Below are 20,632 nucleotides of genomic sequence, written 5' to 3' on the forward strand. Positions count from 1 at the left end.
ACCGCGCGTTGAAGTTCCGCTGACACCCTTGGCTGCACGGGCGATCGCCCGTGGGCTGGGGGTTCGCGGTGGACAGCGTTGTTGCGACGGTGAGTGTCCGTCGAGGGCGTGGTCCCCTGGTGGAGGACCGAGACTGGAGTACGGCGCCTGTCGAGCTTCTGCAGTCGGCTCATCCATGGCGGACGTTCCGCTGGTACAGGGGTCAGAAGCACTATTCGGGTACCTACTGGTCGGCGACGATGCGCGACCACGTGATCTACGAGTCGCGATTGGAACTGTCGCGCTTGCTCTTCGCCGACTTCGATCCGTCCGTACGCGGCATCGTGGCCCAGCCTTTCCTTCTGAAGACAGTGCTTGAGGGGAAAGCACGTCGGCATGTCCCGGACTATCTCCTGCTCACCCCGCAGGTGCCGGTGGTCGTCGACGTCAAGCCGTTGCACCGGTTGTCCAAGCCTGACGTGACCTTCGCCTTCGACTGGACCCGGCGGGTGGTGGAATCGCGGGGGTGGAAGTACGAGGTCTGGAGCGAGCCTCCGGCCGTGGAGCTGGAGAACATTCGGTTCCTGGCGGGTTACCGCAGAGACTGGCTGTTCAGAGCCCAGGTTCTGGAAGAGCTCCGAGACGTGGATCTCGACGGGCTTCTGCTGGGGCAAGTTGCGGGGTGTCTGCCGAATCATCCGGAGCCGCAAGTGCGCGCCGCCATCCATCATTTGCTCTGGACGCAGACTCTTTTCACTGATCTCGACCGGCCGCTCGGCCCTTCACACATTCTGAGGAGGGCAGCGTGAGCAGGGCGGGAGCTCGGGTCGGAGTCGGTACGCACTTCCGCTACGACGGGGAGTCCGTCGAGGTGGTGGAGATGGCAGCGACCACGGCGGGCAACGAGGTGGTCTTGAAGGACGGTCATGGGAGGCTTCTGCGGTTGTCACTCAAGGAACTGCTCTTCTCTGACCGTGCTGCCATCAGTCCTGATGGCCCGGGACCGTCGGCGGACGATGAGGGTGAGATCGCCTCAGTGGTTCTCGGGCAGCTCGGCGTGGCGGAGAAGCGGAAGGTCCTGGAACGAGCTGAGCACATCCGCGAAGTGCTGACGGGTTATCGGTCTGGCAGCCCCGAACTTGCACGCGACGAGGAACCTCGCTCCGAGTACTCGCCGGAGAAGCCTTTGGAGGCCAGATACGCGGCGAAGATCGCTGAACTCGGCGTGGGTCTACGTACCTTGAAACGGTGGATCGCCGAGTTCCGGGAGCATGGGGAGGCTGGACTCGCCCCCCGGAAGGGGCCGACACGGAAGTCGCAGATCGCGGTCGATGACCGGTGGGTCGAGACCGCGGTGGAGGTGATGGTCGAGCACACCGACCAGTCGCGGCCGTCGCGGACGATGGTGATCGAGCGGACCCGGGCTCGGGTGGTTGCGCGGTTCGGTGAAGGGGTGGTGCCACAGCCGAGTCGGGCGACGGCGTTTCGGCTGCTGGAGGAGCTGGAGCGCCGGCATCCGCTGTTCCGGCTTAGTACGAAGCGCAATCGGGATATCGCCGGTCGGCCCGAGGGTCCGTATGGCAAGTTGCGGCCGACACGGCCGGGCGAGTACCTGCTGATGGACTCCACCCGCCTGGACGTCTTCGCGTTCGACCCGCTGACGCTCAAGTGGGTGCAGGCCGAGTTGAGTGTCGGGATGGACTGGTACACCCGCTGCATCACGGGGATTCGGCTGACGCCGGTCTCTACGAAGGCGGTGGATGTCAGCGCGGTGCTCTTCCAGTCGTTCAGGCCGAGGCCGGCGGGGCGGGATTGGCCGCGGCACGCGGTCTGGCCCGAGCACGGCATTCCCCGCACCGTCCTGGTCGATGTCGGGGGCGCCACCGGACCAGGATTGGCCTCGCCTCCTCTGGTTCCCGAGACGCTGGTGGTCGATCACGGCAAGGTCTATGTCTCGGAGCATCTGACCAGCGTCTGCCGCCGGATGGGCATCTCCATCCAGCCGGCTCGGCTCCGGACGGGCCGGGACAAGGGGCCGGTGGAGCGCTATTTCCGGACCCTGCGTGAGGGGCTGCTGCAGGTGCTGCCCGGCTACAAGGGTCCCGACATCCACTCGCGGGGCGAGAGCCCGGAGGACGACGCGTTCTTCTTCCTCGACGAGCTTGAGGCAATGATCCGGGAGTGGACCGCTGCGGTCTATCACTGCAGGCCGCACTCCAACCTGGTCGATCCTGGCCTGCCGGGACTGCGGATGTCCCCGGCGAAGATGTTCGAGCACGGCATGGCCCGGGCGGGCTACATCGAAGCACCCCGCGAACGGGACCTGGCCTTTGAGTTCCTGCAGACGAAGTGGCGCACGGTCCAGCACTACGGGGTCGAGATCGGCCGTCGCCGCTACAGCGGCCCCGGCCTGCCAGAGCCGGGCATCCGCAGCCCCTACGACGGTCCAGTCAAGAACGGCTGGCCCTTCCAGGCGGACCCCGACGACATCACCAAGATCTATTTCCGCAACCCCACAACCCGCGAGTGGCACACGCTGACCTGGGAGCACGCACCGTCGGCCGAGATGCCGCTGAGCGAGGACGCGCTGACATTCGCCCGGCAGCTGGCCGCCTCGAAGTACCGCTTCCCCAACGACCGGCTCGCTGTTGCCGACTTGCTTCAGCGGTGGAACCTCGGACTGGGCACCACGATCGCCGAGCGGCGCATGGCCCTGCGGCTCTCACGCGAGCAGGCCACCATCGAACTGCCCGAGGAAGAGGCGGAGACGGTCGTCTCGCTTCCGTCCGTACGCAAGGCCCTCGGCCAGGACGAGGAGACGCCAGAACCGCAGGAACCCGACCTGGTGACGGAAACAGGGGACGACGACGAGGCCGATCTGGAAGACCTCGCCGAAGAGAACGACTTCTACGCCGATGCTCTGGAGGACGTGTGAACGACAACAGCGTTCCGGAGCCGGACAATCTCGCCCTGTCGCGGAAGGAGGACTTCAAGGCGTTCGCCGAGGGCCCTCGCCGCTGTCGGCCCGATCTGCTGACCCGCAAACAGGTGAAGTCCCTGGCCACGCAGGAGAGGGCGGACTACGACCGGCAGCGCCGGAAGTGGCACGCGAACATCGGCCCGGTCAAGACGCCGCAACTGGCAGAACTCCACGAGGACTTGTGGGACATCGTCGACAGCAACGAACAGGACGGTGACAAGGCCAAGGGGGCGGTGGCCGTCGACGCGTTCCCGGGGCTGGGCAAGACGACCTCGGTGCTTGCCTTCGCCCGCGACTTCCACCAGCGGGAGATCGAGGAGGCGGGCCCGTTCACGAGCCAGGGACACGAACGGATCCCCGTCTGCCGGGTCGGGCTGACCGGGAACACCGGGATGAAGGATCTCAACCGCGCCATGCTGGAGTTCTTCGGCCACCCTGGAACAGGGCGGGGCACCACGGCCCAGTTCGGACGGCGGGTGCTGGACTGCGTGTTGTCCTGCGATGTCCGACTGGTGGTTCTGGACGATCTGCACTTTTTGAAATGGGGACAGAAGAGCGGCATCGAGGTGAGCAATCACCTGAAGTGGATCGCCAACGAGTTCCCGGTGACGTTGCTGATGGTGGGGGTCGAACTCGCGGAGAAGGGACTGTTCGGCGAGGGGACGAACGGGCGCGACACCGCTCTGGCCCAGACTGGCCGCCGCACCACCCGCCTCGGGCTTCGCCCGTTCACCATCGACGCGGAGGCCGGGCGACGGGAATGGCGGCAGATGTTGCTGGCCCTCGAACAGCGCGTCGTGCTCACTGACAAGCACCCCGGCATGCTCGCGGACGACCTGTCGGACTACCTCTTCGCCCGCAGCACCGGACACATCGGCTCGCTGATGACGTTGATCAACCGCGGCTGCCAGAGGGCGGTCCGCACCGGCGCCGAACGTCTCGACCAGGAGCTGATGGACCGGGTGAAGAACGATGAGGCGTCCGAGGCGGCCCGCCTCGAACTTCAGGCCGCGCTGGAGAAGAAGCGGCTGACCAGCCGCCCGCGATCCCGGAGCCGACGAGCGGCATGAGACTGCCGATCCGCACCCTGCCGATCCGGCTGCCTCCACTGCCTGGCGAGGCACTGGACTCCTGGCTGGAGGCGACGGCCGGGCGGATGGACACCACACTCGGTGATGTCCTGCTGCACTTCGGTTTCCCGGTCCGGCAGCGGGCCGGAAACCAGTTCCGGGGCATCCCGGCGGACTGGACGATCTTCCTCGACGAGCGGTTGACTGCTGCCGTCGCGCACGCCACCGGCACTGCCCCGGAGGCGGTCACCGCCATGACCCTGGCGCACTACGACGGACGGGCCCTGCAGATGAGTGCCGGAGGCCGGGCTGTGTCGCGGCATGTCCTTTGGGGACGTGGACGGGGATCCCGGTTCTGTCCGGACTGCCTCCGCTCCAGCGGTGGGCGTTGGCAGTTGTCCTGGAGGCTCGGTTTCTCCTTTGCCTGCACCCGGCACTGCCGGCTGCTGGCAGACTGCTGCCCGAACTGCGGGCAGGTTCCGCGGCAGCGGCCCCGTTCCGGCCGGTCCGTCCCCCAACCGGAACTCTGCGGGAATCCGCCGATCCGCTCCGGCGGCCCGATCACGGCTGGCTGCGGCGCCGATCTGATCCGCGCTTCGACGCTTCTCCTGCCTCCAGGCCATCCGGTTCTCATGGCGCAGGATCGGGTGATTGAGATCATCGACGGGGCAACGGTGGCCTTCGGCCCCTACCGGACTGTTCCCCAGCCGGCACCGGCGGCGCTGGCCGACATCCGGGCCCTGGGCATTCGCGTCCTGAGCGACCTTCCCGCTGCTGTCCTGCGTCAACGGATGCAGGCCGACATCGCAGAAGTGCACCTCACCACCGATCCGGTCGTCCCGCACACCGAACAGGCGGTGGATCGACCGGGGTTCATGGCCCCGCCGCGAGCCGTGGATGCCGCGGTCGCGGTCACCATGGCCTTGGGCATCCTGGAGCAGCCAGGAATCCATCCGGCCGGCGAGGCCCTGCGGAGCCTGCTGGAAGCAGTACGCGAGGAACTCACGCAGATCTCGGCCACCAGCATCGACGACTGGGGCCAGGGAATCAGCCCGGTGCTGCAGTCCGTGCACCTGGCCGCCCTCGCCCCTTCCCTCCGCCCCAGCGAGCGCCTCCGCTACCGCACCACGGCTGAGAATCCCCGCAGGCCGGCAAGGACTACCCGGGACATCGAGCAGAGGGCCAGGAAGATCCCCACGATGTTCTGGCCGTCCTGGACGGTCCGGCTCACACCGCCCGCAGGAATCCACGCACGGGCCTTGGCCCCCGTTCTCGCCGCCCTGCTGCTGATTCCCGACAGCCGCACCTCCTTGGTCCAGGCCGCCGGGCTGGTCGGCGACGTCACCGACGGCATCAAGATCTCACGCCTCCTCCAGGAACTCGACGACCTTCCGCAATGGCCGGACATCGTCACCGCCCTGGACCGGCTCGCCGACCACCTCGATGACAACGGCACCCCCATCGACTACGGCCAGCGCCGACTCCTGGACTACAGGGGCCTGCTTCCCCATGGCCGCTGGCTGGAGATCTGCCGCCGCACTGGAACACCGCCGGGGACCGGTCGGCGCGAACGCATCGTCCGCAGCCAGCTCTTCCGACGTCTGAGCGGCCTGCCTGCCGAGTCCGTGCCCGACGACCTGGGTGGGCTCGACAGCGCAGAGTTCCGGGCGGCGTCCTTGCAGTTCACCGCGCTTCAGACCACGGAACTCGCACACGTCCTTCAGCAGGAAGCACTTGAGTTCCTGGCCTCGCAAAACATCCACGACGAGCCCGTGACTTGGCAGCCTCCCACCGCCCTGCTGGCCGGGCTCTCCCTTCCCGGACCCGACCCGGCGCGCATCGACCTGCCCCGTCTGCACCAGCTCGTCCGAGAGCGCCAGCACCCCGTTCAGCACGCCGCTCAAGTCCTGGACACGACCGTCGAGGCCATCCGGCATGTCCTCGATGAACACCCGGCCCCCGCAGCCCCGCTGACGAAGAACGCCGCCAGAGCCACCGGCCGCATCCGGCGGCAAGCCCGGCAAACCATCCCGGAAGAGCGCTTCACTCAGCTCTACCTCGAAGAACACCGTTCTCTTCAGCAGATCGCCACCCTCACCGGCTTCTCCCGCAGAGTGCTGACCGACCTTGCCAAGGAGTACGGCATCCCGCTTCGCGAGGGACCACAGGACTACAAACGCCGCGGCGCCGTCGAACGGGACTGGCTCATCGAGCAGTACGTCCACCGTCGGCGAACCCTGTCGGACCTCGCCCGCGAAACCGGCATGAGCACCGCGAACATGGCCCGCTGGGCCCACACCCACAACATCCCTCTCCGGCCACGCGGAGGAGCCAGCCACAGCCAGGCACTTCGCGCTGCCGAGCAGGCCAGTACAGCGCCGCACATCCTTCGGCCAGCGCTCGGCGGTCAGGGGGCTAGAGAACGTCTGAGTCGATTCGCGGCCGCATCCGCCTACCCCAGTCTTGGCGCGGCCGCGAGCGGCCTGGGTCTCAACACATTCGCCCTCGTCGCACAGATCAACCGGATCGAACGAGAGCTTGGCGGACCGCTGCTGGCCAGAGCCGAACGTGGTCGGCCCATGAAGCTGACCTCCTTGGGGAGAAACGTGCTTAGAGCTGTTCGCCGATCTCAAGATGGGGCACAGCCGTGAAAGCTGAAGTTCGCCCCGAGGCGACAGGACTGTCGCGGGATCAGGATCCAGGGCGCCCTGTCGGAGACCGGAATCCGTACTTGCTCGCGGCCCGCTGTGCGCGGACTCGCTGCCCCTTCATCTGCATCTGCGCAAACTGCTCACTCACTCCGTATACAGCGGCGATGCGCGCGTTGTCCCAACCGTCGAACGCCATGCGCTCCGCCGCGGCGAGCGGGATCAGCAACTCGCCTGCCATGAAGGTTGCCTGCTTCTCTTGCTCATCATTGAACTGGCGCTTGTGGTCCTCACCGAAGATCACGTTGTCGAATGGGTGTTCCAGTAGGTGGTGGCCAAGCTCGTGCGCGATGTTAGACCTGCGCCGGGCTACGGCGTGCGACTCATTCTCGATGATGATCCGTGCCGTTCCCAGGGGCACCAGTGCGGCCGACCACGCGGACGAGTCGACCGTCGTGAAGTGGCTGACGACTTCAGCGTTGACGCCGAAATCAACCAGACTGCCGAGCGTGTACACGTCGATGCCGTGTTCCTCGGCGAGCGCGTACGGGTCGCACGGGGCGTTGGGTCTCAAGCCGAGCGCGGCTCGCTCCTCCTGGGTCACTTCTCGCATAAGGGCCTGCGTCCAGCGCACCTCAGTTGCTCCGAGGGTCACGTTCCGTGCGGAACCGCCGTGCGGCCGCTCCGATGACCTCTTGGAGGTAGTCCACGTCGCCTTCGGAGAGGTCCCGGCGAGCTCGAAGCAGCGGAACGAGGGACGCCACGAGCTCCGGCTCCTCGGCGTGTGTCTCCGCGCCAGGAACCACGTAGAAGGCCTCCGCCGGCATGCGCAGCCACGTCGTCATCGCCGCGAACGCCGTGACGTCGGGCTTCAGCCCGTTGGCCATGCGCGAGATGGTGGATGCGCTTACCCCAATCTCCTTCGCCAGCTGTCGGCCAGATAGATCCCTTTCCAGGCGTGCCGCCTCCAAGGCCGCATGCAAGGCCTTGACGTCCACGCTCGGGCTGCCACCCATCACTGCCCCTGACTTCTTATGGCGCTCGACATGTCGATCACTTCTGCTACAGTGTAGCTGCTCGAAACTTCGAGCATCGATTGACATCTGGCGTGAGTGTCGGTCGGCCTTTTCTCACGCCGCAGGAGTACCCGATGACGCAGGACAACCACGGGCCCCGCCCCGTCACGATCATCGTCAACACCCGATCGCATCCCTGGGCGGCGAAGGAGATCTCCTTTGAGCAGGTGGTCGAGCTCGCCTACCCCGGCCAGCCCGGGACCGGCGAGGACACCATTACGGTCCGGTACAGCCGCGGCCACGACGGTCACGGGTCGGGGAGCCTGACTGCCGGCCACAGCGTGCGGGTGAAGGAGGGGATGGTCTTCGATGTCTACCGCACCTCTCGTTCGTGATCCTGACCTGTCCCGCCTGCTCGACGAAGGGTTCGACGTCGTCGTGCAGGCGGGGCACCTGCTCGTTCGGCACATCCCCTACGTCACCGAGGCGAGGACCATCGAGTACGGCTTCCTCGCCTATCCGGTGACGGTCAGCGGAGACCGCGTCGTATCCGACACTGACCACCGCATCTGGTTCGGAGGTTCGACCCCCTGCGACGAGCAGGGCCGAAAACTGGCGATGGCCAATCCCGAATCCCGTGCGATCGCTGAGGGGCTGCAGGCGAGCTTCATGCTCTCCAGCAAGCCGACGCCGAACGGGTACCCCGACCAGTACTCGAAGGTCACGGCCTATGCGCGGATGGTCGCCGACCAGGCACAGGCGCTCGACAGATCGGTGACGCCCACCCCCGGCGCGGCCTGGCAGGAGATCGACGACGACACGCCGTTCGTCTACCGGGACACAGCCACGTCGCGAGCAGGCCTCGCTGCCGTCAACCGGCGGTACCGGGGCCATCGGATCGTGATCGTCGGCCTCGGCGGGACCGGGAGCTACATCCTCGACCAGGTTTCCAAGACCGAAGTCGACTCGATCCTGGTTGTCGACGGCGATACCCTCGACAACCACAACGCCTTCCGAGCGCCGGGCGCGGCTACCCTCGACACGTTGCGCAACCGCCCCAACAAGGCGGCGTACTTCGCGGCGGCCTATTCGAACATGCACCGTGGCATCACCGCGTGCGAGGACTACCTGGACGAGGACAACCTCGAAGTCCTCCAAGGAGCGACGTTCGTCTTCCTCGCGTCGGACGACGCCGCGGGAAAGCCCGTCATCATGGACTGGTTGGAGGCCCGTGACGTGCCGTTCATCGATGTTGGACTGGGCATCGACGAGACCGACGGCCGACTCGGCGGTCTGCTGCGGGTCACGACAAGTCTGCCGGGGCGCCGTGAGCAGGCCCGCCGCAGGATTCCGATCCCGGCACCCGAACGAGACGACTACGGGCGCAACATCCAGACCGCTGACCTGAACGCGCTCAACGCGGTGCTTGCGGTCATTCGCTGGAAGCGCTACGTCGGCACCTATGCGGATGCGACGGGAGAGGGCTTCGCAACCTACTCGTTGACCACGAACGAGATCTCCAACGAGGACCTGACATGACCGCAGGCGGCTTCCTTGGGCCGGAGTTCGTCGAGAGCTTTCCAGCGGCTATGAAGCAGGGGGTGCTGTACATCTCGATCGCGTACAACACCTGCGGCCACCTGTGCTGCTGCGGCTGCGGACAGGAGGTGATCACGCCGTTGTCGCCGGCGCAGTGGTCGCTCACCTACGACGGCGAGAACGTCTCCCTGACCCCTTCGGTCGGCAACTGGGCTTTGTCGTGTCAATCGCACTACTGGATCCGCAAGGGCAAGGTGCAGTGGAGCCGTCGGTACTCGCCTGACGAGGTCGCCGAGAACCGTGAACGCGATCAGCACGAGCTTGCGCAGCAAGCTGGCGAGATCGTGGGCGGCCGGTTTGCCAGGATGCGTCGGCGGTTGGGCACATGGCGTTGGTGAGTCCTCGTCGGGCGGGACAGTTCTGAGAACGGGCCATCGGGAGTCTGCCGCGCGGCAGACTTGCAGTAGACGGAAGGGATACCCGATGAGTGCACTGTCGGTCCGCCAGCACAAGCCAGACCGCGTACCGAGAAACGGGGCAGGCATCGCGGCCGCGCTGGACAGCGTGAAGCGACTTGAGTTCTATCGCGAGCTGCTTGTGGCAGCTCCGGAGGAAGCGGAGGCCATTCTCAAGCGCTGGTGGTGCGAGGCGATGCTGGATACCGGCCCGGGTGGTGACTGGCTAACTCTGGCCTCGCTCAACGGGACGCTTCCGACGATAGACGTCATCACGGCCATTGAGCGTCGTCGTTCGGCGAGACTGCCCGTTGAGTGAGAGGGACTGACTAATCGGCGGAGGACCCGGTAACAACAGTTGATCCGTCCAAGAGCGTGATCTTCGAGGTGTCGAGTAGACGTTGGGATGGTCAGGGCAGGGTTCGCACATTCGCTGCGGTACCCGCGATGAGTTCACTCGCCACTGCGAACACCTCGTCGCACTGGCCGCGGACCGATTCCATGACCCGGGTGTGCCGTTTCGCACCGGTGCCGCTGGGGTCCTCGTAGTCCATGTCATGCACGATGTCATTGCGTGCGGTGAAGAAAGGGTCGAGCGGCGCGAGCCGCTGCTTGGATACCTTCGCGTTGGGTATCCCCAGAGGGTCGCGCACCCGCTTGCGCAGATCCTCGCTCCCCTGCATGCTCGCCTTCGTTCGCGCCGCTACATACAACTTGATCAACTCGTCACGGGGCGTTTTGCTGCGGATCGCGGTGGCGACCGCATCAGATGGGCAGACGGCAAGTTCGTGGGCCAAGTACTCGTCGAACTTCCGCGCCGCGTCCGCGTTGCCCTCGATCAGTACCGAGGCCGTATCCCGGACAAGGCGTTTACAACAGGCGTCCAACCCGCTGGAGGTGAACACCAGCGCGGCACGTAGCAGGTTCTGTTCATCGGTGCCCAGGCGCCCACGGAATTCCTCGCGCGCCTCGGCCCGGGTCCGTCGTACCACGGACAGGCCGTCGAAGATGCCTTGGACGCTGGAGTGGGCTGCTTTGAGGTACTGCCATGCCGGAGTGATCATCTGGCCCCTCGGCTTGGGGCCGAGATCTCTCAGGGAGATCTCGGTAAAGCCCTCACCGTTACCCATTGCCACCCCGTTGTTCTTGCCACCTGTGATCTGTCCACGCCATCGGGACGAGCTACCACTTTCCTCTTTTCCGTCTCTCGATCCGCCTTCCGCGGCGCGCGCGGAGAGGATGAACCGGGGGCTGGCCCGTGAGGTGGAGGCTTTGGCCGTACCGACTAACTGGAGTATGCGGGAAGACTGGCACACCGGGCCAACTTCGATGCAAAGGCGGGCCACACCTATAGCTCACGGACGAAGCTGGCCGCGTCCAAGGGACGCGCATGGTTCCGGCAAAGGGCGGAAGCTATTCAGGGGCGATCGCTTCAAGCAGGCAGCCGTCGCAGACGGATTCGCTGTCCGTCGGCGCGAACGGCTTCCCGCAGCGGACGCACTCCTCCATCCCTGAGAAGGTCTCGCCGCAGTGGAAGCACAGGTCGACCGGGTTCCTCGGGGCGGCCGCAGTGAGCACCCCACGCACCAAGGCCTCGACGTCGCAGGCTGGACACCCGTAAACCGGATCCAGCTCGCCGCGGACGGCCGACCACTCGGTGCGGTCAAGGACCTCGTACGCGTATGCCAACGCGATGTCGTCGTGCCCGCGCCGGTAGTGGCAATACAAGCAGTAGGCGCCCTCTTCGTCCCCGACAACCAAGGCGCACTGGTCGCAGTTCCAGCACTGGACGGTACGGGACTTCACAGGGTCGAGGTTGGGGCGCAGCCGCCGCATCCGCGCCGCGACATAGCCACGGATCTCGTCGAGTCCTTCGCGGATACGTGCCAGAGAATCGGCCGTCTCCCCGTCCGGTGGGTCGAGGCGGGGCAGCAGTTCGGAGTCCACGAAGTGGGTCAGGAACTCCAGCACGTCCGCGGCCTTTGCCTCGATCACGTACCGGTTGACCTTGGTGTCGTGCAGGCGGCCGTAGTGCTGGAGCTGGTTGCGGAGGCTGGCCAGTTGCTTAAGATCCTTGTCCTCCTTCGGGCTGATGGCGACGCCCGCGAGGTTTACGAGGCGAGTGATCGTCTGGTCCACGGTGCAGGTGGTCAGGCTGCCGTCGTCCAGCTCGCTGCGCCTTGCGTCGCCGGGGTTCTTGAACACCAGGCTCCAGTGCTCCAACTCCAGCCGGTACTTCAGCAGGCACTCGACGGCGGCTTGTAGGTGCACCACTGCGTACTTCAGCTCCCGGCGGCCGACCTCCTCGCCACGTAGGTGATCGACCACGCTGACCAGGTAGTCCAGGCCGTTGTCCACCGGCGGGTAGTGCACCTCGGCGGCCAGGTCCTCGCCGCCCGCCGCCAGCGCTGCCTGCTCGGCCGGCGCCGAGCCCTCCTTCTCGTTTGCCATCGTGGGCGTGCTCTCCTCTCGGTTCGGCCTTTCGGTGACGGAGACTTCAGTCCGTCCGCTCGCCGACTCACAACCTTGGCAACACGGGCCATCGCCCGTGGGCAGGGGGTGCGATGGACAGCTTTACTGCGAGGGTGAAGGTGAGTTCGACATCCTGTGTCGCGCCTGGCATGACCGTAGTCGGCTGGGGGTCTGGCGCCGTCCCGACGGGGGACGGCTTCTGCTCGGGGCACGACGCTGCACAGCTTGGTAGAACCTGTCAGCACCAGATCCCGGTGACGCCGCCCAGAGCGCCACAGGGATGCGCCCTTGTCAGCTCAGGCGACGGGCCAACAGCCGCGGCGGCAGGTGGAACTCCACACTGGGCTGCCGGGAGCCGTCGTACGGCGCCAGGTTGCGAGCCGCCCATCCCTCTGCTGCCCGCACTACCGACTTGGGGGCGCCGGCTAGCAGTGGCAGGACCGACAGGAGCATCCACGTGATCGATCTGGACTCGCAGTGGACCTTGTCGTTCAGGTGCTCGTACAGGCGGACGGCTACCGCGTCACCGCGGGCGCGGGAGACACTGCCGACGTAACGGCAGGTCCCGTGCCCGTCCCACACCACATACACCGCCGCAGGCGCGACGATCCGGGCACGGACGATGTGCGGGCTCGCGGCGCAGGTGTATGCCTGGAGCTTCCCTTCGTCGACCTGCCCGTCGGCCAGCATGATCGGCGAGAGCAGCGGCTGGAGCAATGTGGCCACGCCGAGCAGGGGGCGGCGAATGGTTCGAGAAAGCATCAGTCGTCCTCCCCGTCCTCGTTGCTGCGGTTCAGGATCGCTGTCATGGCGTCGGTGAGCGGCTTCAACGGCTTCTTCGGTCCGTACTCCAGGAAACCCTTGACGCCGTCAAGGCGCTGCTTCCACTCGTCGACCGCCTCCCAGGAACCGAACACCTTCGATCCCAGAGGGTCCGTCTCGGAGAGTTCGGCGAGCGCGTGCGCTGCCTTGGTCGCGGAGGTCAGCGCGGAGTCGAGGTTCCGTTGCTCCTTGACGTGCGGAGGAAGGGGGAGTTCGCCGTCTTCCTTGCCGGCCGAAGCCAGCTCCTTCCGGGTCGCGGCAACCGTCTCCTCAGCTAGCTTAGTGTCGGCGTACCAGGCCAGGTCCCACTCGAAGCGGATCGACACCTGGGCACGGGCCTTGTCGATGACGGGATCGCCGTCTTCCATCGTGCGGCCGTCGATCACATCGACGCGCGTGTGGAACGCCTTGACGGTTTGAGTGCCTGTGACGTGGGCGCAGGCGATCGAATGCAACATTTTGCGGCCCCCGAGAGTCGAGGCCAGGAGCGTGAGGAGCCGGGTGGGAGTGGCCCGGTAGGGGGTCTTGAGCGGCTCGGCCTTCACTCCCAGCTTGGAGCCGCGGTCACGGGTGATCAGCCCACGCAGGATGGCGGCGGTCCCCCCGAGAACGGTCAGTTCCGCGATGGCTGCCTGGTCACCGACTAGGGCCTTGGTGAGGATCTCGTCGAGGACCTCCACCGGATCTGATCCCTTCGTGAGCTCCCAAGGGCGCTTCCAGACCAGGTCTGTGATGGTCCCGCCGTTGTCAAAGGCGCGTAGCGCCTGGTCGATGGTGTCGCTCCGGTAAGGAGAAAGGATCAACGCGCCTGTGCGCTTGCCGATCAACTGCCGGTCGGCGCGCCGGAATCCAAATTCCTGGCGCAGCAGTTCCGTCATCTCCACCGCCCGACTTCCGGCCAGGAGAACCTGCTGGTGCACAGCCGAGGCCCACAGCCGGTGCGGAGGAAGGCCGTGGAGGGTGCGGAGTTCGTCGACTCGGGCGGTACCGGTGAGGATCTTGTACTCGTTATCGTTGACCAGACCGGTGGTCCCGGCGTTGCGGTAGACCCGTCGCATGCCCTGGGAATTCTGTGCGGTCTCCGACCACGGTGTAACTCGGGTGTGGAGGTTACTCAGAAGGTCATCACGGGCAACGACGAGGTCGTCCATAGCAGCACCGCTGTCGTCCATGGCACCGACCACGACCATGGCCGGAAAGCTAAGGGTATGGCCCTCACGTCGGGTCGCCTCGGTGAGCGTCTCTTCCTCCAGGCCGGCCCTGACACGGTGCGCCATGGCCGCCACCGCGTTCCGGGCACGGCGTATTTCCGCCGCGCTGCGGGGGGACTTGCGGTCGACCGAACCGATGACGGAGGCCACACACGCGCTGGCAGCCTCGTGGATGTCGCCGCCAGTCCGGGCGAGCCACAAGCTGATCAACCTACTGTTGCCGTCCCCGGTGACCAGGTAGGTCTCGTGTGTGCCGTCGTCGAACAGCACCCGGATCAGGAACAGCGTCAGGGGCTCCTTGACGCCCTCTTGGAGGATGCTGGTGGTGTAGACATTCCGCCGCGCCGAGTCGGCCATGTAGGTGTTGACCATGCTGTCGTACACGGCCTCAGCCAGGGCGTGCCGGTCTCGCATCCGAATGGTGAGCACAGCCAGAGGGCGCTGCGTACCCGTGTCATCAGCGACATGCAACGTGCTGTAGGCCGGAGGCTGTCCGTCCGCCTTGGGATCCATGGCGGTCAGGATGGTGTCGCCCCAGCGCCCGTTGATGAGGTCGGGCAGGATCATGAGGTCGAGGTACCGACGATGTGGTCCGACCAGGTACAGAACTCCGCCCGCGACAGGCTTGCGGAACAGCAGGTTGACGTCGCTGTTCACACTGGCAAGCGCCGTAAGGTGGGCCGGGTCCACGGCGCCGAAGGTGACGGTGTTCCTGGCCTCATCGTCCAGGGCGTCCTTGCACAGAGAATTGCTCGCCATGGTTTTCCACGCATGGCGCAACTTCGCAACCGGTTCCGGAGCCTTCGGCTCGTCGGGACGGCGCGTCAAGGGCGGGATGGCCGACTCATCGGAGTCGAAGTCCCCGGCCGAGTTGGTAATCATCAGAGGCGTCCTCTTTGGAGGTAGCGCGCTTCGGGGCAGAGCCCCTCACCGTTGACGCTGGGCGTCGAAACGGCCGCTGCGCGCCTCCCGAGGGCGGCGTGCGCCGTCACGTCACGAGCCCGGTTCACGTCTCCGGTCCGTTCGTGCCGACCGGCATTCGGCGGGATCAGGTGAGCCGCTGGTCACACGGAGAGGTGTCCCGTGGTGAAGTGCCAGTCGCTCGTCACACGCAGCTCACAGGTCTGGCGTGTGCGATTCCGGTGTAGCCGGAGCGGTTACGCGATGCCATGTAACCAGTAGTCATATGGCGGTGACTAACTGTGGTGTCATCGCGCGGAGTTGTCAAATGTGCAGGTGAACGTACGCTGGCAGATGCTCCGTTCGGGACTTGACCCTGATCAACTACCACGCTCAGTGTGGCCAACTATCGCCAGCCGATTGCGACAACTTACTGGGCCCGGCCACGAGTCCTACCCTTAGCCCTCGCTGAGGAAATGACACCCGTCCTGAGGCGAAAGCGGTTGGCCAGGACGTGAGACAACCCGAAAACCCACTGGTCACCGCGATGCCCGGGGATATGAGCCGCAGGATCCTACAGGACTTGTAGGGCCTCATTTCGCGTGTCGGAATCTCACGATCGATGTCGGATGGATGTCAGATACGACATCGCCGTGAGATTGGCCAGGCTCTTGAGGCCGAATTCGCTCAAACGTGTGGACCTGCTCGACCTCCGTGTCGTGGAAGCCGTGGTTATCAAGAAACCGGCAGGCCGGTGATGCTGATGACAAAGACCCGACGGACTGTGGAAGCGGACCCAGACATTCCTGTAGGGCTCACGGAGCTTGTGACCGACCGGCGGGCAGCCGGGCCAGCGTTGCTGCCACAGATCCGTCAGAAGCACCCGCACATCTCCAGTCAGTGGAGCCGCGACTGGCTAAGCAGGGGAGGCCGCCGAGCAGGTGGGAGAGAGCGCGGTCAGTGGATTTGATGCTTTCTATGCTGGTGCCCACGTTCACTCGTTGGGGGACTCCGTTGCCGGTGGGATACCGCACCGCCAGCATTCGTTCGCGTGGTCGTCCTGGCAGACGTAGCCGATGGCACCATCCACGCACCATTCGGCGGCCTCCTCGGACAGCAGGTCGGGCCCGGCAAGGAGCAGCCGACGAAATTCCGTGGTCTCCGCAATGTCGGCCGGCCGGTTGGTGAACCACTCGTCGAACCAAGGCTTGTCCTGGTGTATGCGCCAGTGCGCATTCTCCCGGTCGTCGACAGCCGTAAGGAACCGATCGACGATGCGCCCCCAACTCGGTGCTCCGAACCAGCCGTTGTCGGACGCACAGAAGGATTCGATCAGGGTTCGCAGGCCGAACTCCTTCTCGCGAAGGCAGTACCTTCGCCCCCATGAGATCGCGACCTGTGCCATCTCTGCGAGTTCTTCTCGCGGATCAACCTCGTGCGCCGGGTCGTCAGGGTTGTGGCAGGCCAGCCCGAGCTCGAGTACGGACTGCCCTGTCGGTAGAACCCGGGACGGGTTGACGATCGCGAGACCGAGACCGATCCAGTCGACATGGTCGAACGACAGCATCGAGCGCACGAGTCGGGTGGTTGCCGTGTTGATCCGCATCATTGTGCCGTCGTGGAGCGGACTCTTCCCGGCATGCCAGTTTTCGACGGGTGTGTTGCGCCACACGGCGAGCGTGATGCGGGTGGCAGCGAGCCACAGCAGGGCGTCGTCGTCGAGGTGCCCGAACCGCTTGGCACACTCCTGGGCGCCGTAGGTGATCAACTCTTCCGGTTTCGGCCACCTGTGGCTGTCGGGCCCTTCAGGCCTTTCAGGCGCGTACTCGTAGTCGTCGGCGTACTCGTCGAGGATCGCGCTCAACTCGGCTGCGCTGTAAGCCTCGCTGTACTCGGAGCTGTCCGGCTCCTCGACGGTGTACATGTCGTGGTCCCAGGAGACGTACACGTCGCCCCAGAGCACGACGTCATCGCACTCGCTGGCGTTGTCCGTCACAACCGGCCTGATGGTGATCGGAGCAGTACGCCCGTCGGTTCGCTCGCCGTCCTTCTTGGCGGCCCATGCGGTGATGATCCCGAGCGGCTTCGGAAGGAGAGGGCCGACCTCGGTGATGCTGAACGGCTCGTCGTCGTCATCGGTGTCGAACCGGCTGTTGACGAACGCGACCGCCTCGGAGGGCGTGCTGACGATGGACTGGGTACCACTCTGGTTGTCAACCACTCGCCACAACGGGCTGTTCTTCACGATGCTCTCCGATCGCGGTGAATGTACCCGGGGCGGGTGCGATGCACCGGGTCGCTCGATACTGACTCCGATTAGGTACTCAAAGGGGCCGGGCTGACAGGCTGCACTCGTGGCCCTCAACGATGCCTGGACGCTGGTTGGGCCGAAACCACCCCCGAGCAGGCCAGGGAGGCTGCCGTTTTCCGGTGCTGGCGGCCTCGGGACCGGCCCCATCTCGCCGCACTCTAAGCGCAGGGTCTGACATCCGGACCGGGCAGCAGGTTCATGCGGTCGACAATGAGCGCATGGACGTCCCTGAGTTGCTCGAAGCAGCTTTCCTGTTGGTTCCGGAAGAGACCGCCACCGAGAATGACATCACGGTGGGAGACGTCTGGGACTACCTCGTTCACGACGAGTGGGAGATCGCCCTGGGTCTGCTGGAGGAGTTTGGGGAGGCTCACTCGCTCCCTTTGGCTTTCTGGGAGAAGCTCGCCGAAGCGGCTGATCAGCTCCAGCTGGAGCGGAGTGCGGCTTGGTGCCATTGGCGATGCTCCGAGCTCCGCAACGGCGTGGTCAGGGCGGATTTGACGCTCCGCCCTGCCGCCGAGGCGCGACGCACGACGCCAATCTCCGGTGCGGGTGTTCTGCGGCCCATGTGGGACATCGGTCTCCTCTCACCCACCGGCGGACGTGCGGTCAGCATCGCTGGGCTCTGGGTTGAGAACATGCCCATGCTAGAGCCCGGCGGGCGAGCCACGGTTCGCCTTGTGCCCCTCACTCCCTCCCACTGGACGCACGTCCAGCCCGGCCAGCAGATCACCATGCACGAGGACCGAGCCGTGGCTGGCACCGCAGTCATCCTGGAGGTTTGCCTCCCTGCCACCGTCATGCCCGCGCGATGACATGAACTGCTTGCCGGTGCACGTATCTCCGTACGTGGTGGTGCACTCAGACGGGACGCGGACAAGCGGTGCAGCCGGCTGGGCAGTCTGAGGAAATGACACCGATCTGAGACAGCCGCCTGCCGACACGTCGTGAGACTGGAGGGGAACGTCCAGGTCATAGCGTCGGCGCATGACACCGAAAGTGAGAACCTACATGTCCTGGCGGCGCGGCCTTCGGGCAACAGTCCGCGCTGGGGGTATGCCACGGACGGCCCTGCTGTCATCGGCTGTTCCGTGGCGGGCGCTCAGCGCCTCGTCTCGTACCTGGTCAGGACCACGCCGCCGGGAAACGTCCGCGTCTCCACCAGGTTCAGGTTCACCCAGCTGTCCAGCGCGGTGAAGAACGGCGTGCCGCCGCCCACCAGGACCGGATGCGCGGCGATCACGTACTCGTCGATCAGCCCGGCGCGCATGGCCGCCCCGGCGAGCGTCGCGCCGCCGATGTCCATCGGGCCGCCGTCCTCGGCCTTGAGCCGGGTGATCTCGGCGACCGCGTCGCCGGTGACCAGTCGGGCGTTCCAGTCGACCTTGTCGATCGTCGAGGAGAACACCACCTTCGGCGTGTCCCGCCAGTTCCGCGCGAACTCGATCTCCGCCGGGGTGGCGCCGGGCTGCTGGTCAGTTTCCGCATGGCCCAGCCTTCCGTCCGTGGGTGCCCGGCGTATGGACCAGCGCGGCTCGGGAAACCCATCGGTGCGCGATCTGGGCCCGCCGGTACTCCTCGTCCTCGGGGCTCAGCGTGGTGTACTCGGCCGACACGGGCAAGCCGCCTGATCTCGGCCTCGCCCTCGTGAGGAAGTGCCACCGCGCCACCGAAATGAGCTCGACGCCGGTCCGCCCACCGGGTGGACTGGGCACATGACGACAACCCAGGAAGAGCTGCTCCCCGCCACCCGGCGGGCACTGCTGCACCGGATCGCCGTGGCTCAGGCCGAAGGACGGGCGCCGTCGCTGGTGGCGGCGGTGGTGCGGGGCGGGCGGGCCGTCTGGCACGGGGCGCGAACCTCGGTGGACGGGCACGGACCCGACGAGAACGTGCAGTACCGGATCGGCTCGATCACCAAGACGTTCACCGCCGTTCTGGTACTCCGGCTGCGCGACGAAGGGCTGCTCGATCTCGGCGATCCGCTGGAGAAGCATCTGCCGGGCACCGGTGCGGGGGAGGCGACGATCGCCGAACTCCTCGCGCACACCGGCGGGCTGGCGGCCGAGTCGCCCGCGCCCTGGTGGGAGCGCACCCCGGGCTCGCTGCGTCCTGAGCTGAGCGATGTCCTCGGCGAACAGCCCCTCCTGCACCCCGTCGGCCGCCGGCACCACTACTCCAACCCCGGCTACACGCTCCTCGGCGCGCTGGTCGAGGAACTCCGTGGTGCTCCCTGGGAGGAGGTGCTCCGGCGGGAGGTGCTCGAGCCTCTGGGCCTCGACCGCACGAGCGCCCAGCCGCAGGCGCCGCACGCCGGCGGCTGGGCGGTGCATCCCTGGGCAGACGCGATGCTCCCGGAGCCGCTGGAGGATCTCGGCCGGATGGCGCCCGCGGGGCAGCTCTGGTCGACCACCGCCGACCTGGCCCGCTTCGCCGTGTTCCTGGCGTCCGGTGACGACCGGGTGCTGAGCGCGGGGTCGGTGCGGGAGATGCGCACCCCGGCCGCTCCCGCCGAGCCCGCGGATGTCCTGGAAGGCGCCAGCTACGGCCTAGGGATGCAGCTCCAGCGCCGCGACGGCAGGCTGCTCGTCGGGCACTCCGGCTCACTGCCGGGTTTCCTGGCCAACCTCACCATCGGCGTGGACGACGACGTGGCGGCCGTGGTCCTGGCCAACTGCACCTCCGGGCCGCTGCTGTCCGCCGTCGGTGCCGACCTCGTCCGGATCGTCGCGGAGGCCGAGCCGCGCATTCCCGAGCCCTGGCGCCCCCTGCCCCAAGTCGAGCATTCCGTCCTCGGGTTGGCCGGCCAGTGGTACTGGGGCACGCATGCCTTCGTGTTGCGGGTGACGGCCGACGGGTTCGTCTCGCTGGGGCCGCTGTCGGGTACCGGGCGTCGTGCGCGGTTCCGGGCCAACGGCGACGGCACCTGGACCGGCTTGGAGGGCTATTACGCCGGAGAGCTTCTACGGCCCGTGGAGCGCCCGGACGGCACGGTGAGTCACCTGGACCTCGGTTCGTTCGTGTTCACGCGTCAGCCGTACGACAAGACGGCTCCTGTGCCCGGTGGGGTGGACCCCGAGGGGTGGCGGGGGATCGGCTGACGGCCGGCGTAGTGCGGGGTGGGGGGGTTTTTGGTGGTTAAAAACACCCCCCCCCCCCCGCAAAAGTAACACAAGTAGACCAAAAAATGTGAAGAGAATACCAATTTGATCAATAATATATAATAATA

Annotated in this window: 17 protein-coding genes and 1 pseudogene; 10 read left to right on the forward strand and 8 right to left on the reverse strand. The window is 66.2% G+C overall.

Features of this window, described 5'->3' with window-relative positions; translation table 11 throughout:
• Positions 1-119 precede the first annotated feature (119 nt).
• Genes AB0D85_RS29605 through AB0D85_RS29620 form a run of 4 tightly spaced genes read left to right on the forward strand, consistent with a single transcriptional unit; the run spans position 120 to position 6,680 of the window.
• Positions 120-788, forward strand: coding sequence for a TnsA-like heteromeric transposase endonuclease subunit (locus AB0D85_RS29605; RefSeq protein ID WP_362326637.1), 669 nt, complete (start codon positions 120-122; stop codon positions 786-788).
• Positions 785-2,914: a helix-turn-helix domain-containing protein gene (locus AB0D85_RS29610; protein WP_362326640.1), complete on the forward strand. Its 2,130-nt coding sequence runs from the start codon at positions 785-787 to the stop codon at positions 2,912-2,914. The genes AB0D85_RS29605 and AB0D85_RS29610 overlap by 4 nt, the downstream gene beginning before the upstream one ends.
• A complete protein-coding gene (locus tag AB0D85_RS29615; RefSeq protein WP_362326643.1) occupies positions 2,911-4,029 on the forward strand; it encodes an AAA family ATPase in 1,119 nt (372 codons plus the stop codon). Before AB0D85_RS29610 ends, AB0D85_RS29615 begins: the two co-directional genes overlap by 4 nt.
• On the forward strand, positions 4,026-6,680 hold the full coding sequence (locus AB0D85_RS29620) for a TniQ family protein (protein ID WP_362326646.1): 2,655 nt from the start codon (positions 4,026-4,028) through the stop codon (positions 6,678-6,680). Before AB0D85_RS29615 ends, AB0D85_RS29620 begins: the two co-directional genes overlap by 4 nt.
• Positions 6,681-6,720: 40 nt before the next feature.
• On the opposite strand, the gene AB0D85_RS29625 is transcribed toward AB0D85_RS29620, so the two are convergent.
• Both AB0D85_RS29625 and AB0D85_RS29630 read right to left on the reverse strand, forming a co-directional pair.
• Positions 6,721-7,281, reverse strand: a complete 561-nt coding sequence (locus AB0D85_RS29625) for an ImmA/IrrE family metallo-endopeptidase (protein WP_362326649.1) — start codon at positions 7,279-7,281, stop codon at positions 6,721-6,723.
• Positions 7,282-7,312: 31 nt separating this feature from the next.
• A complete protein-coding gene (locus tag AB0D85_RS29630; protein WP_362326652.1) occupies positions 7,313-7,675 on the reverse strand; it encodes a helix-turn-helix transcriptional regulator in 363 nt (120 codons plus the stop codon).
• Between the two features lie 152 nt (positions 7,676-7,827).
• Between AB0D85_RS29630 and AB0D85_RS29635 the strand changes: the two genes are divergently transcribed.
• The 4 genes from AB0D85_RS29635 to AB0D85_RS29650 all read left to right on the forward strand — a co-directional run bounded on the left by AB0D85_RS29635 (position 7,828) and on the right by AB0D85_RS29650 (position 10,006).
• A complete protein-coding gene (locus AB0D85_RS29635; protein WP_361671989.1) occupies positions 7,828-8,088 on the forward strand; it encodes a multiubiquitin domain-containing protein in 261 nt (86 codons plus the stop codon).
• Positions 8,063-9,232: a ThiF family adenylyltransferase gene (locus AB0D85_RS29640; RefSeq protein WP_362326655.1), complete on the forward strand. Its 1,170-nt coding sequence runs from the start codon at positions 8,063-8,065 to the stop codon at positions 9,230-9,232. The genes AB0D85_RS29635 and AB0D85_RS29640 overlap by 26 nt, the downstream gene beginning before the upstream one ends.
• Entirely contained in the window at positions 9,229-9,630 is a 402-nt protein-coding gene (locus AB0D85_RS29645) for a DUF6527 family protein (protein ID WP_362326658.1), read from the forward strand. The genes AB0D85_RS29640 and AB0D85_RS29645 overlap by 4 nt, the downstream gene beginning before the upstream one ends.
• A gap of 85 nt (positions 9,631-9,715) precedes the next feature.
• The gene (locus tag AB0D85_RS29650) at positions 9,716-10,006 is read left to right on the forward strand and encodes a hypothetical protein (RefSeq protein ID WP_362326661.1); all 291 of its coding nucleotides are present in this window, start codon (positions 9,716-9,718) and stop codon (positions 10,004-10,006) included.
• Between the two features lie 91 nt (positions 10,007-10,097).
• Here the strand turns inward: AB0D85_RS29650 and AB0D85_RS29655 are convergent, their stop codons facing one another.
• From AB0D85_RS29655 to AB0D85_RS29675, 5 genes are all read right to left on the reverse strand, one after another.
• Positions 10,098-10,817, reverse strand: coding sequence for a hypothetical protein (locus AB0D85_RS29655; protein ID WP_362326665.1), 720 nt, complete (start codon positions 10,815-10,817; stop codon positions 10,098-10,100).
• A 283-nt stretch (positions 10,818-11,100) separates the two neighbouring features.
• Positions 11,101-12,138, reverse strand: a complete 1,038-nt coding sequence (locus AB0D85_RS29660) for a hypothetical protein (RefSeq protein ID WP_362326669.1) — start codon at positions 12,136-12,138, stop codon at positions 11,101-11,103.
• Positions 12,139-12,450: 312 nt separating this feature from the next.
• Entirely contained in the window at positions 12,451-12,921 is a 471-nt protein-coding gene (locus AB0D85_RS29665) for a hypothetical protein (RefSeq protein ID WP_362326672.1), read from the reverse strand.
• Positions 12,921-15,074 (reverse strand): hypothetical protein, encoded by a 2,154-nt coding sequence (locus tag AB0D85_RS29670; RefSeq protein WP_362326675.1) that lies wholly within the window; start codon positions 15,072-15,074, stop codon positions 12,921-12,923. The genes AB0D85_RS29665 and AB0D85_RS29670 overlap by 1 nt, the downstream gene beginning before the upstream one ends.
• Before the next feature lie 1,012 nt (positions 15,075-16,086).
• Entirely contained in the window at positions 16,087-17,337 is a 1,251-nt protein-coding gene (locus AB0D85_RS29675) for a hypothetical protein (RefSeq protein ID WP_362326678.1), read from the reverse strand.
• A gap of 284 nt (positions 17,338-17,621) precedes the next feature.
• On the opposite strand from AB0D85_RS29675, the gene AB0D85_RS29680 reads away from it, so the two are divergent.
• Positions 17,622-18,218 (forward strand): hypothetical protein, encoded by a 597-nt coding sequence (locus AB0D85_RS29680; protein ID WP_362326681.1) that lies wholly within the window; start codon positions 17,622-17,624, stop codon positions 18,216-18,218.
• 287 nt (positions 18,219-18,505) lie between these two features.
• Here the strand turns inward: AB0D85_RS29680 and AB0D85_RS29685 are convergent.
• Positions 18,506-18,880 (reverse strand): annotated as a pseudogene (locus tag AB0D85_RS29685) (dihydrofolate reductase family protein); the annotation flags it as partial.
• 238 nt (positions 18,881-19,118) lie between these two features.
• Here AB0D85_RS29685 and AB0D85_RS29690 point away from each other — a divergent pair.
• Complete coding sequence (locus AB0D85_RS29690; protein ID WP_362326684.1) at positions 19,119-20,504, forward strand: serine hydrolase domain-containing protein; 1,386 nt, start codon at positions 19,119-19,121, stop codon at positions 20,502-20,504.
• Positions 20,505-20,632 lie beyond the last annotated feature (128 nt).

The organism is Streptomyces sp. NPDC048277 (genome assembly GCF_040652235.1).
In the GTDB taxonomy this organism is placed as follows: Bacteria; Actinomycetota; Actinomycetes; order Streptomycetales; family Streptomycetaceae; genus Streptomyces.